The organism is Marinobacter salexigens (assembly GCF_018860765.1).
Classification (GTDB): Bacteria; Pseudomonadota; Gammaproteobacteria; order Pseudomonadales; family Oleiphilaceae; genus Marinobacter; species Marinobacter salexigens_A.
Map to the genome: position 1 here is coordinate 17,350 of NZ_JAHKPV010000017.1, position 12,959 is coordinate 30,308.

The window sequence follows — 12,959 nt, forward strand, 5'->3', positions numbered from 1 at the left end:
GATCCTGAAGACCGCTGAGCGTCCATTGTGGACCTTACAAACGCAAATTCGGGAACCTGGTGGTAGGCGATGGTGTTTGTGGGAATCGGGCAGGGAGGCTCGATCGCGCGGGCAAAGACCCGGGCACGAAGTGATGCCCAAGAACAGTTGCGATTGGCAGTCGGCGGTGTGGTGATTACTAGTCAGAAGCTTGTGGAATCGTCACAAACAGATAAAGACGGCATCCAGATAATGAAAGGTTACATGGCCTCGGGATCGTTTGCCCGTGGTCGGGAACAGATGGAGGCCAGTGCTTCCATGGTGTTTATCGGCAACATCAACCAGTCCGTTGAATCGCTGGTGAAAACCAGCCATCTACTGGCACAGTTCCCAGCTGCGATGGTTGATGCTGCCTTCTTTGATCGTTTTCACACCGATATCCCTGGTTGGGAAATCCCCAAGATGCGGCCGGAGTTTTTCACCAACCGCTATGGCCTGATCGTAGATTACCTGGCCGAGTTCTATCGGGAGATGCGTAAGCGCAGCTTTGCGGATGCGATAGACAGGCACTTCAAGTTTGGCAGTAATCTGAACCAGCGTGATGTGATTGCGGGACGCAAAACGGTATCAGGCCAGCTGAAGCTGCTGTACCCACAAGGGGAGTTTGATAAAGAAGCCGTGCGCCAGTGTTTGGAGTATGCGCTTGAGGTTCGTCACAGCGTTAAAGAACAGTTAAAGAAAATCGGCGGGATGGAATTCTACGATGTGCATTTCAGCTACATTGACAATGAAAGCTTGGAAGAACATTTCGTGACGGAGAAAGAGCAGGGCGGCGGCAAGCTGATTTCTGAAGGGCCAAGCAAGCCCGGTGTGGTGAATTTGGTAAGTGTGAGCGCCAAAGGTGTGCCGAGCCTCTATCGAATCGAACTACAGGTGACCAAGGGCACAGGTAAACTAGCCACTTCAGGTTTGTGGGGCCTGCCTCCCTTGCGAGAGCAGCTCAAAATGGCCTTTGATTATTTCAAAGCCAACATAACCAGAATCTCGGGTGCCTCACGCGTGTTAGAGCACGATTTCCACCTTCACCTTGTGGATCTACAAAATGGTGGCCCCATCCAATCACTGGCACTACCCAGTATGGTCGCCTTTGCCTCTGGCATCATGGCTAGGCCAACACATGCACAATCTGTGGTGCTTGGGGATATGAGTCTAGGCGGCAGCGTAAACCCTGTTCAAAGCCTTGCTGAGTGCTTGCACGTAACGTTTGATGCAGGCGGCAAGCGTGTAGCGCTTCCGATTACCAGTGCCGCTGATATTCCTACTGTGCCAGGGGAACTGTTTACTAAATTACAGGCCAGTTTTTATGCGGATCCGGTAGATGCGGTGTTTAAGGAAGGTCTGATTAACGCCTGATTTCTCGCTGAATCGCTTTTCAACTCGAAAAAAAGCCATTCAAAGGCAAATTAGGCACGATCAGCCCCTCTGTTTGTTTTTTGCCCATTTCCCGCCGTTTTGGCGGAAAACAGGCGTACTGGCCCTACGCCAGCAGGTATTTTTCACCCATCAGTAGGTTGCTGAACGCAGCCAGCAAATGCAGTCGGTTACTATTTTTGGCCAGGCCGCGATAGCGGACTTTGTTGTAGCCAAAGACCTGTTTGATGTACCGGAACGGATGTTCGACTTTGGCCCGGGCGCTGGCTTTGAGCTTCTCGGCTTTCAGTTTACGGGCGTCCAGTTTCTTCCGACTGCCGGGGCGTTTGGCAATGAACCAGGATACATTTTGGCGATCTCTATGCTCATCCCGCTTTTGAATGCCAAGATAGCCGGCATCACCGAACATGCGCTGCTCGCCGCCGTGGAGAAGATTGCCAGCGGGCACGATGTCGTGGACGTTGGCGGCTGTGGTATCAATGCTGTGGATCAGGCCGAGCGTGTCATCGACACCGATATGCATCTTCATGCCAAAGTAATACTGTTTTCCTTTTCTGGTCTGGTGCATTTCCGGATCGCGCTGGCCGCTCTCATTCTTGGTGGAGCTCGGGGCAGAAATGATCGTGGCATCCACAATGCTGCCTTCACGCAGCATCAAACCATTTTTCTCCAGGTGCTTGTTCACCTCTTTGAACAACACCTTGCCAAGGCCATGGCGCTCCAGGAAATGACGGAACTTGAGAATGGTGGTTTCGTCCGGCAAGCGGTCCAGCTTCAGGCCAGCGAAGTGGCGCATGGATTCTATCTCGTACAGGGCGTCTTCCATGGCCGGGTCGCTGAGGTTATAAAACAACTGCATGCAGTGAACTCGGAGCATGGTGGGCAACGGATAGGGTGGCCGGCCAGTCTGGCCCTGAGGGTAATATCGGGCTACCTTCTTCTCCAGCTGCTTCCAGGGAATCAACTTGTCCATCCGTTCCAGAAAGATCTCGCGACGAGTTTTGCGCTTCTTGTACTGGTACTCGGCTTCGGAGAAGGTGATCTGATCCATGGTGGCAACGAATCCTGTGCAGTTGACGATGGCCGTATTATCGCTGATTTCGAGACTTATTCAGAGTCTCCTTAGAACTCAGCCGTAAAAGATCGTCGTTTCCTGGTCATCTGACACCTCGCTTATTGGTGGCGATATTACCACCTACGTTGGTGTCCGGAATCATTGAACCACTACAGCCTAATTTGGGGTTTTTCTACAGTCCCAACGACACCGCTAGTTGCATGAGGATTTTATGCATGAATCTGAGTAATGGGTCGGGCAAAAATAATACGCTTGTGATTTTTAGTGGGCGTTCATAAGCTGATTAGAAATAGTCACAAATACATATGTTATAAATATAAAAAAATCCTTTCTGGAGCTGGTTAATGGAACACATAAAGCCTGAGGCGTTGAAAAGTGCGAATCATTTTCCTAACGAAGATGACGTTACTTCTGCCAAAGAAACCTTTTGGATTAACTCATTTAAAATTCCATTCGAAGATGCAAGAGGTTTTATAGAGTTCAAAGATACCGACGAAATAGCCGCATCTGAAAGGTTAGAGCGCTTTTCATCTTATATAAAGAAAATATTTCCAGAAACGGAAGTTTCTAACGGGGTGATAGAGTCTGATATTGTCGACGCTTCACCAATCCAATCGGAGCTAGAAAAACATCTCGGCTTTGTATCGGTCGGTCAGCTGATGATCAAGTTGGATAGCGAACTCCCTATATCAGGATCGATAAAGGCACGAGGGGGAATATATGAAGTTCTAAAGCATGCAGAGAGCCTGGCGGTAGATAGTGGACTGCTTACTTATAATGATGATTATTCAAGATTTTCCTCAAAAGAATTCCGGGAGTTTTTTAGCAACTACTCAATTACAGTAGGCTCAACTGGTAACTTGGGTATGAGCATAGGGATTATGGGTGCCTGTTTGGGGTTCAATGTTACAGTTCACATGTCAACGGATGCTCGTAAGTGGAAGAAGGATCTCCTGCGATCTAAGGGTGTTGTAGTTGTTGAGCACGAAGCTGACTTTGGACATGCTGTAATTGAAGCTCGAAAGGACGCGGCCAAAAATTCACAGTGTCACTTCATCGACGACGAGGACTCTGCCGATCTATTCCTAGGATACGCAGTAGCAGCTCGCCGACTGAAAAAACAGCTTGATGCTCAAAGAATTCAGGTAAATTCGCAACACCCACTTTTTGTATATCTTCCTTGCGGTGTTGGAGGAGGGCCAGGGGGTGTAACGTTTGGATTGAAATTGGTTTTTGGCGACGACGTTCATTGCGTCTTTGTAGAACCGACACATGCACCCGCGGTCCTCTTAGGTGTGGCCACAGGTCTGGATGAGCATGTTAGCGCCAGGGACTATGGATTGGATGGGCTCACTGCTGCAGATGGTTTAGCTGTGAGTCGACCATCTGGACTAGTTTGCCGCGCAATGAGGCCACTTATTAGCGGCATCACTACAGTTGATGATAAACGGCTTAATCCATATTTAGCTGTTTCATGGGATGCTCAAAAAATAAAATTGGAGCCTTCCGCCGCAGCTGGGTTCTACGGCTACTTTCAAACAGTAGGTTCGTCAGATTACATTCAGCACTATAGTCTTACCGATAAAATGAAAAATTCGACTCATATAGTTTGGGCTACTGGAGGCATTATGGTCCCAGAGGATGAGTGGTTGAAGTATTACGAAGATGGCCGTGAACGGTATAAGAGCGAGATGTGCAATAACTAAAATATCAATTGCTAGGAGTGAATTATATGTTTAAATTTAAAACAAAAATGGCAATAAAAAACTTTACTTTGATAGGTGCTCTCGTAGCGATTTCAAGTAATGTGTTTGCATCTGATTATAAGTGGACGTTTTCCCAACCTTGGACTCGACCTATTACTGATAAAGTAATTGAAGATTTTATTGATAAGGTTGATGAATATAGCAATGGGGCAATTGACATAAAGTTGTATAAAAATGGCTTGCTTGGATCCCATGAGGAAACCTTCCACGGTGTTCAGGATGGAAGTATAACTATTGGTATATTCTCTCCATACGCCAAAATTATACCGGGAGGAGTGCTTAACTGGATGCCATGGGCCATTTCCAACTGGGAAGCTGCAGAAGAAGCATACCGTGTTGGTGGCCCACTGCATGGAGTTTTGGAGACTGCTTATAACGAAGTAGGTATGCACACACTAATGCATGTCTCACAGGGCGCTTACGGTATTGGTAATACTGTTCGGCCGATTCGTAAGAGCGAAGATTTTAAGAATCTAAAGATCCGGGTATCCGGATCATTAGGTCTCGTACGCGCTCTTGAGGGAATGGGAGCGGGTACAGGAATGACCTTGCAAACGCTGCCTTGGTCTGAGATCTATAATGGGCTATCTCGTGGAGTAATTGATGGTAACTGGACCATGTGGCCATCCTTGGTAGATGAGCGTCATGCTGAGGTTCTTGATTATTACTCTGACATTAACTTTGTATGGGATAATCAGAACGTTGCCATCAATTCAGATGTGTGGAATGAGCTGCCAGAAAATCTTAAGTCTGCTGTGAAACGCGCTGCCGCTGAGTCTCAGGAATACTCGCATAAGCTGCATAAAGAAGCAGAATCCAACTATATTCAAGAGCTTGAGGAGTTGGACGGTTTCACCATCGTTCGTCTTACAAGTGAAGAGCGAGATGCTCTGAGAGAGGCTTCTAATATTGACGCGATATGGGAGGAGCTTGCCGATACCTGGCTTGAGAAAGCATATCCAAATCAGAACATGAGCGAGAAACTCCGTAGCCAGCTAAAAGAACTTAATAATTCTTCACGCAACAGCGATTAAGGGTGAAGGGGGGGCTATAGGCCCCCTTTCTTTAATAGTATTTGGCTACAGTAGGCGAAAACATGAATATATACTTAGCTTTAATTAGGTGTATATCTTTTCTTGAAAATCTATTTTGTTTTTCGATGCTTATAATTTGTTCATTTCTTGTTGTTTTTCAGGTTGTAAACAGGTATGTACTTCATTTTGAAATAATGTGGATTGGGGATCTTGCTCTATACCTTTTTATTCCTGCTTTAATTTACTCTATAGCCATAGCGACCAGAGAGCAATCACATACTTCTGTAGATGTTTTTCTAGAGATTTTGTTAAGAAAAAATGTTGTTTTTATTGCCTTTTCAAAAATTGTAATAAATGTATTGGTTCTTTCATCGATATTATATCTTATCCCCATGGCTCATAGAATCTTTCTCAGTGCAATGAAATACTCGGAATATGGAACACTGGTTCCATGGTTTAATACTAGCTGGATTAGACAAAGCGTATTGGTTTCATTGTCTCTCTGTGCATTTCATACGGCACATCATATTTTTATGAAATCATTAAGCTTGATAAAACAAATAAAGGCTGGAGATATACAATGTCCATAGGGATTTTTGTAACAATTTGTATTTTTCTGGTGGGGATGTTGCTTGCAATTCCATTGGGTTGGTTATTTGTTGCTACTACAGGTATTGGACTTTCAGTTGACGGTATTCCTGATAACTTTGTAATCGGGACGTTCTATGCGTCACTGAACAGCTACGTGCTGATGTCGATCGGCTTTTTCATATTTGCTGGTTCCCTTATATCGGCCGGAGGTCTTGCTGATAAGATCGTTGACTTTTCCCACGCACTTGTAGGTAAGATTCGCGGTGGGATGACCCTAGTTGCTATAATTTCGACAGTTTTTATGAGTGCGCTTACAGGTTCCTCGGTACCGTGTGTGTCGGCGCTTGTCCCAATTCTAGTGCCTAGGTTACATAAACTCGGCTACCAAAAAGAGTACACTACTGCTGTACTCTGCAGTGCCAGTTTTCTTGGATATTTGATTCCTCCAAGTGTGCCCGCACTCATATACTGTCTGGTTGCGCAGCAATCAGTTGCAGCAGTTTTTCTGTCTACCGTAATACCCGCCATTCTTCTCGCAGTAGGTTATGCTGTGCTCAACTACTTCATTGCCCCGAAGTACATAGATAAAGTTGGTGATTCGGAACCTGAAGAATTTTTAGGTTTTCACGATAGGTGGATGAAATTTAAAAGTGTTACATGGAAAGCACTGCCCGCATTAGGCTGTCCGTTGGTAATACTTGTGGGTATATATGGTGGTATATGTACACCGAATGAGGCAGGAGCGATAGCGGTAGTTTACAGTATCGTTGTAGGTTTTTTTGTATATAAGCATCTCAACAAAGAGCGTTTTAGTTCGGCTCTTTTAGAAACAACTGTTTCAATTGGTTTGATTGCCCTTTTAATAGCTTCAGGTAGTATAATAAGCCGCTATCTTGTTCGTGCTGGGGCTGCGCAATCGCTTGCCGACCATATGCTGAGTTTATTCGAAAGTCCCGAAATGATATTGCTATCTTTGAATGGGTTTTTGTTATTGCTTGGTATGTTTATCGAAGCTATCCCTATCCTTATATTGACTGTCCCTTTGGTTCTGCCTTTAATGGTTGAGTTAGACGTTAATTTGGTTCATCTTGGTGCAATCTTCATTATTAATATCGGGTTAGGTGTTATAACGCCCCCTTTTGCAATGTCATTATTTGTTGGAACAAGGTTGTCAGGTACTGCTTATCAAAAAGTTGCACCAATCATGCTTAAATATTTGTTTTATGTTGGGATTCCTGTTTTGATGCTTACAACTTATATTCCTTCCCTTTCCACTTGGTTGCCGACAATGATGCTTGGAAGCAAAGTGGTTGGACAATGAGTCAGACGCAGTTAAATAATTCATGAATGGTGATGTTATGTTCGAATATGATGACTTTGATATTATTATTATAAATGGGCGATTGATAGATGGTTCCGGTAGGCCTGAGTTTTTGGCTGACTTGGGAATTAAAGACGACCGGATTGTTAAGATAGGGGATCTTGAAGGCGCCTCTGCCAAATATCATATAGATGCAACCGGAAAAGTTGTAGCTCCAGGCTTCATTGATGTTCACACCCACGATGATGCATCCCTTATATTGCGCCCTGATATGACTCCAAAGCTTAGCCAAGGTGTCACAACCGTAATCTGTGGTAATTGTGGCATTAGCGGTGCGCCGTACTCTTCCAAAGGAAATCCCCCCGGCCTCCTGAGGTTGGTGTTCAAGTCTGATGCTTTTGTCGCCGAATCCATGGAAGCTTTTATTGCCAAGGTGGAAGGAGCAAAGCCAACGATTAATTCAGCCTTCCTTGTGGGGCATACCACGCTTAGAATGGAGGTGATGGGGGATGATGACTTAAATAGAACTGCGACTGATGAAGAGATTATTCTTATGAGGTCGAAGTTAAAGGAATGCATGGAACAAGGGGCGATCGGTCTTTCGACGGGGTTATTCTATGAGCCAGCTTTCAAAGCGTCGACCGAGGAAGTAATAGGCGTCGCGAAGGTTCTTAAGGAATTCGGTGGTATTTATGCCACACACATGCGTGATGAAGCCGACAAGGTTATAGAAAGTGTTGAGGAGACGCTAGAAATCGGCCGGCAAATTGATGCTCATGTCATTATTTCACACCACAAATGTCAGGGTAAAAGAAATTTTGGAAAGAGTACGAAAACACTTGAGTTGATTCGCGAAGCTAAGGCGAACCAATCCCTTGCGCTCGATGTATATCCATACGATGCTTGTTCAACGGTGCTTGAAGAGTCAATGGTAAAAAATGCGGTAAGGACACTCATTTCATGGTCGGACCCTCATCCGGAGTTTACCGCAACCTATCTCGACGATGTTGCTGAAAAACTTGGATGTAATGAGCAAGAAGCGATAGAAAAGCTTCAACCAGCGGGCGCGATCTATTTCATGATGGACGAGGGCGATGTTAAGCAGATAATGGCATCTCCTGATGCGATGATAGGCTCCGATGGTCTTCCAGAAGACAAACACCCTCATCCTCGTCTTTGGGGAACCTTTCCCAGAGTATTAGGCCGTTATGTTCGTGAGCAGAAGCTTATGACACTGGAGGAGGGAGTTCACCGCATGACGGGTCTGTCGGCTCAGCAGTTCGGCTTGGTTGAACGAGGTCGACTGAAAGAAGGGATGTTTGCGGATGTTACTGTTTTCGACCCTGACAAGATCATCGATACCTCCACCTTCGAAAAACCGATTTCCAAGGCGAATGGTATCGATCTAGTGATCGTCAATGGCCAGGTAGTCTGGCAAAACGGCCAATGTACGGGTAGTCGCCCGGGCAAGGTTCTTAAAAGGCCCCATGTTAACTAGAGCGTTATATTAGCTGAATACTGAGGACTACTGGCTTCAGGTTTCCTGTTGGTGGGCTTGTTGAATCAACCAGTCGCAGAGCGCAGACACACGAGTAGTTTGGCTGCGTTCCTGCGTAGTAACCAAATAGTAGGACTGGGAGGCTGTACGATCCACCTTAAATGGTGCGACTAGCTCGCCAGACTTCAACTGATCCTGCACCAACCTCAGCCTGCCCATTGCAATACCTCCACCACGAACAGCCAAGGCAGATGCAAGTTCCGAGCGGTCAAAGCTGTGTCCACCTTCACAATCAACGTCATTAAGACCTAGAAAATCCAACCAAGTTTTCCACTCCGAAAAATACTGCGCATTTGGCCAAGGTTGGGCATCATGAAGTAAAGTGCAGGAAGCTAATGCTTCAGGGTCCCCCCAAAGCTTTTTATTATCGGCGTAATCCTTCGAGCAGACGGGTAGAACTTTCTCTTCCAGAAAAGGTATTACCACCAGGCCGGGATGTTCCCTCTCACCATAGTAGATCGCAAGATCGACATTTTCTGAACTGAAATTGACTAGGTCATTCCTAGTTCGCAGGTGAAGGTAAATACTTGGGTACTTTTTCACGAAATCTGACAGTCGGGGCATTAGCCAACAGCTGCTGAAAGAGGGGGTCGCCGTAATCTGAAGAGTACCTCCTATCTCCTGATTCTGAAGTGAATGGATTTCGGAAGATACATCACCAAGTGTCGCTCGTATAACGGAATAGAGTCGTTTTCCTTCCTCCGTTAGCACAAGTTGGCGTGTTAAGCGCTTGAATAGGACAAAGCCAAGCTGCTCCTCGAGTTTTCGAATTCTGTGACTAACTGCACTTTGAGACAGGTTCATGGCTTCACCTGCCTTAGTGAAGCTTAGGTACTGCGCTGCACATGCAAAGCAGTGAAGGCCGGGAAGAGTTTTACCGAGAAGTGTTAAATCCATATGTTATGCAAATTATCATTTTGATTCATCAAGTTACTGTATCATAAGGGGGCATTTCAAAATACCTTTCATCCATCCATGCCACCTTCTAGTTGAATTTGTAATCCCCGCATTTTTAACCGCCCTGTTGAGTAGGGGGTTAAGCTGCTTGTCGCAGCTTGGTTGGTGTAGTGGTCAACTAATCCCGGACAGTATTTTAAGGTTTTTCTCTGCTGCAACGGGAGAAATGCCACCGTTGAACGTGTGAGGCCTTTGCCGGTTGTAGTAGCCCATCAGCGGTGTCAACAGGCCCTATAGTGCCTTGGCTCTTTTTGTTCAGATGCGCCTCAACAGAGGTTCTGTGTAATGATGGTTTGGCTCAGCCTCGCGCACAATGCTAGTGCGCCGGCTGGGATCAATTGAACAACCTGGTTTTATGGTTGAAGCTGGGTGACAGCAGTAATTAACCCAAAAAATAGAAACGTAACTTACTGATCGATAAGGGTTATTTGTTGCGCCAATGAGCGATACTTATCTTTATTAAGCGTCTGTAAGATGTTGAATTATATGAATATTGTTGGGTCATAGAGTTCGTCCTGCAACTCCGCGTACGCCGGTTCGATTCCGACCCGCGCCTCCATTATTTTCCTTTTTTTTCAGTCGTTTAGCTTTTCGGTGTTAGAGCCGGCGTATCGATGGCGACAAAATGGCGACATCTACGCTGACACATAGGGGGGGCATTGTGCTCGGCAAAAGCACACGCGTACCCAGCCGCCCTGAGAAGCCCAAAACCGACATAGGCTGCGCCAGCAGCTTTATCACTATAGGCTCGGTGCTTTGAGGATTTGGGTGCATTGGTAATGCCAAGTGCCAACCAACTTTCATCCACTTCCGGTACCGCAGACAATTGTGAGAGCAGCTGAGGCCGAGGTCCGCTCTCAGCGTTAAACCATCTACGAACAGCTTCCTGACTGACCCCCAAGCGTTTGGAAAGCCAAGTCTGTAGTCCTTTCCCGTAGGGCGGGACGTTTACATTGTTATCACAGCCGGTTTGTAATCTTTTTGAAAAAGCATGATGGTCTGACCTGCCGCCAGACACGGCTGGGCTGCGCGCCGTTGCCCAGTGCCTTGTAGCTGCGGTAACCGAACTTAGCACAGCACTTGTTCTTCTTGCCATGGGTGCAGGTCACGATGATTAAAGCTAATAGCGTCAACCGAAAAAGACCTTCACCTCCACAAGGAATAGCAAAGCGATACTTGTATACGCCACTAACCTTATTTGTGACATCTAAATTACAACAGCACATCGATTAGCGAACCAGCAGCAGGCATTAGCCCCATTACCGAAGACCCATCAGCATTACTGTTCGAACCTTCCTCCTGACGCATTGTGGCCATAGCCTTGTTTGCCGCCCGCTTTTGGGCGGCTGCGATGGGCGCAAATCTAAGGCTGTACTGTTCTGCTGTTTTGCCGTTCTTATTCAAAGTGTCCTTATTCGCACCCAGCCCAACTAAAGTATCCGCAATATATTCTTTCTCAAAATATTTGGCCATGTGCAAAGCCGTAACACTTTGTTGTCCATACTGAAAACCCGAATGCTCGTTGAGTCCGATAATTACGGGAGTATCAATCACCGCATCCAAGTCGGCTCCATACTCTGCCAGTAGCTTGGCACGCTCTCTCGCCAGGTTCTCATTTTTATAGCGAGAAATATCAATGAGAAACCGGCAGGTGCCGACAGAATACATACAAGAATACTCTTGATTCGGGTTCAGGCCATTTTTCAGCAGCGTGCTTAGTACTGCGTTGCCTGGGTCATCCAGTATCGCCGCGTACATTGCGGTGCCATAAGTGGGAAGCTTGTCGTGGGCGGCACCCAGGCCAATAACCTTCTGCACGGCCTGAGCTTGATAGGCTTGAGTTCGCCAGCTTCTCAGAGCCGGATCATTTTTCCTGAAATATGGCCCTCTTCTGGCAGACTGATACTCAGCTGAGGGGTAGTACATGTAGTTGGATACAAGGTAGTGAAGGCAATTAGTATAGTCTGGTTTGTCATCCGGGTACTTCTGGAGCAATAGCTCCATAATTTCGAAGGCCCCAACACCGCAAGCAAGCTCCGCCGCCGGTATATTGGCCGGCGTACGCTGCCAATTAGGGTATTGATAATAATGCACTGACACTTTATTTTTCGCGCCAATGCTAGCCAAGTAACCTACAGCCTCAATATTCCGCAAGTAGATAGCCGCTTCCATGGCATTAGAAAACTCAGTAAAACCCGGTCGAGGTATCTCTAAGCTACCACTGATAACGTAAGGGTTGTCGCTATAGCCTTGAAGTTTCTTGAGATCATTGTTTTCTATTGCAATATTGATCTCGCTTTCGTTCAACGTTTGACTGGCGCAGCCTGATAGAAATATCAGAAGCAGCCCAAAACCGAATAACTTTTCCATGCCTTCTTTTCCCGCTAGCTCAAAAATCGCCGATTGTATTTACTTTTGCCCAAGCTTCAAATAATACCCATCCTTTTTCAAAATTGTCCACGACCAGAATCATTTGGTGGTCGTGATTACTCTACACTCACACCGACCTCACCAAGAACGTTGCCCATTTCGGTGATTCACGGGTGCGCGCTCGCGCTGGACAGATACCGTGAGTGTTTTTGCGGAGCAGCGCTATCAGGATGCAACTGAGCAGAGTGGCCTGATTCAGGCCTATGGTCTGGATTTCGCACCCAATGACGATTGGAGCTACGGTCTTAATACCGAGTTTGGAACGATTAACAGTGAGTCGGGTGATGAGCTTAGACGGCGCGCTGTTGGCGGTAAGGTTGGGTATAGCGGCGATTGGCTGCGCTATGCGGGTGCGCTTGAATATCGTGAAGATAAAAGCGATGCCGAAACTCGTGATGTCTGGCTGATGCGCAATAATCTTAGCTACAAAATCAATCCAGATTGGCGATTTATTAGTAAGTTGGATTTTTCGATTGGCAACTCAACCAGAGGTGACTTCTTCGATGGAAACTTTGTTGAAGGGTCTGTCGGTTATGCCTACCGCCCTGTATTCAACGATCGGCTTAATCTGTTAGCCAAGTACACTTATCTTTCTGATTTGGCCCCGCCGGACCAGCTGAGCAGCACGACGAGTAGAGCTATTGATTACTCCCAGCGCAGTCATGTCGCTGCGATAGATGCAATATACGACCTGACAGAGCGCTGGAGCATTGGTGGCAGGTACGCTTACCGCCTTGGCGAGCTGCGGATGAGCCGCGACAACTACGCTGACACATAGGGGGCCCATACAGCGCTTTTTCGAAGCGGAAGTGCAGCA

General features: G+C 46.6%; 11 protein-coding genes. 7 read left to right on the forward strand and 4 right to left on the reverse strand.

All coding sequences use genetic code 11. The annotated features are described in order from the left end of the window. Nucleotides 1-69 precede the first annotated feature (69 nt). Nucleotides 70-1,392: a BREX system Lon protease-like protein BrxL gene (locus KO508_RS09140; RefSeq protein ID WP_216008019.1), complete on the forward strand. Its 1,323-nt coding sequence runs from the start codon at nucleotides 70-72 to the stop codon at nucleotides 1,390-1,392. A gap of 124 nt (nucleotides 1,393-1,516) precedes the next feature. Here KO508_RS09140 and KO508_RS09145 read toward each other — a convergent pair whose 3' ends face one another. After that, entirely contained in the window at nucleotides 1,517-2,461 is a 945-nt protein-coding gene (locus KO508_RS09145) for an IS5 family transposase (protein ID WP_216008020.1), read from the reverse strand. Between the two features lie 368 nt (nucleotides 2,462-2,829). Here KO508_RS09145 and KO508_RS09150 point away from each other — a divergent pair, with 368 nt between their 5' ends. The 5 genes from KO508_RS09150 (at nucleotide 2,830) to KO508_RS09170 (ending at nucleotide 8,695) form a co-directional block, all read left to right on the forward strand. Further along, nucleotides 2,830-4,191, forward strand: a complete 1,362-nt coding sequence (locus KO508_RS09150; protein ID WP_216008021.1) for a D-serine ammonia-lyase — start codon at nucleotides 2,830-2,832, stop codon at nucleotides 4,189-4,191. Nucleotides 4,192-4,217: 26 nt separating this feature from the next. Beyond that, nucleotides 4,218-5,285, forward strand: coding sequence for a TRAP transporter substrate-binding protein (locus KO508_RS09155; RefSeq protein WP_216008022.1), 1,068 nt, complete (start codon nucleotides 4,218-4,220; stop codon nucleotides 5,283-5,285). Between the two features lie 125 nt (nucleotides 5,286-5,410). After that, on the forward strand, nucleotides 5,411-5,875 hold the full coding sequence (locus tag KO508_RS19055; protein ID WP_354668021.1) for a TRAP transporter small permease: 465 nt from the start codon (nucleotides 5,411-5,413) through the stop codon (nucleotides 5,873-5,875). Then, nucleotides 5,866-7,197: a TRAP transporter large permease gene (locus KO508_RS09165; RefSeq protein WP_216008024.1), complete on the forward strand. Its 1,332-nt coding sequence runs from the start codon at nucleotides 5,866-5,868 to the stop codon at nucleotides 7,195-7,197. Before KO508_RS19055 ends, KO508_RS09165 begins: the two co-directional genes overlap by 10 nt. A 37-nt stretch (nucleotides 7,198-7,234) precedes the next feature. Beyond that, nucleotides 7,235-8,695, forward strand: coding sequence for an N-acyl-D-amino-acid deacylase family protein (locus tag KO508_RS09170; protein WP_216008025.1), 1,461 nt, complete (start codon nucleotides 7,235-7,237; stop codon nucleotides 8,693-8,695). Nucleotides 8,696-8,731: 36 nt separating this feature from the next. Here KO508_RS09170 and dsdC read toward each other — a convergent pair whose 3' ends face one another. The 3 genes from dsdC to KO508_RS09185 all read right to left on the reverse strand — a co-directional run bounded on the left by dsdC (nucleotide 8,732) and on the right by KO508_RS09185 (nucleotide 12,082). Beyond that, nucleotides 8,732-9,652 carry a DNA-binding transcriptional regulator DsdC gene (gene dsdC, locus KO508_RS09175; RefSeq protein WP_216008026.1) on the reverse strand — a complete coding sequence of 307 codons (921 nt, stop codon included), beginning with the start codon at nucleotides 9,650-9,652 and terminating at the stop codon, nucleotides 8,732-8,734. 643 nt (nucleotides 9,653-10,295) lie between these two features. Next, nucleotides 10,296-10,808, reverse strand: coding sequence for a helix-turn-helix domain-containing protein (locus KO508_RS19060; protein ID WP_216008027.1), 513 nt, complete (start codon nucleotides 10,806-10,808; stop codon nucleotides 10,296-10,298). Nucleotides 10,809-10,924: 116 nt separating this feature from the next. Then, on the reverse strand, nucleotides 10,925-12,082 hold the full coding sequence (locus KO508_RS09185; RefSeq protein ID WP_216008028.1) for an ankyrin repeat domain-containing protein: 1,158 nt from the start codon (nucleotides 12,080-12,082) through the stop codon (nucleotides 10,925-10,927). Between the two features lie 199 nt (nucleotides 12,083-12,281). Between KO508_RS09185 and KO508_RS09190 the strand changes: the two genes are divergently transcribed. Next, the gene (locus KO508_RS09190; protein WP_216008029.1) at nucleotides 12,282-12,920 is read left to right on the forward strand and encodes a hypothetical protein; all 639 of its coding nucleotides are present in this window, start codon (nucleotides 12,282-12,284) and stop codon (nucleotides 12,918-12,920) included. Nucleotides 12,921-12,959: the final 39 nt, after the last annotated feature.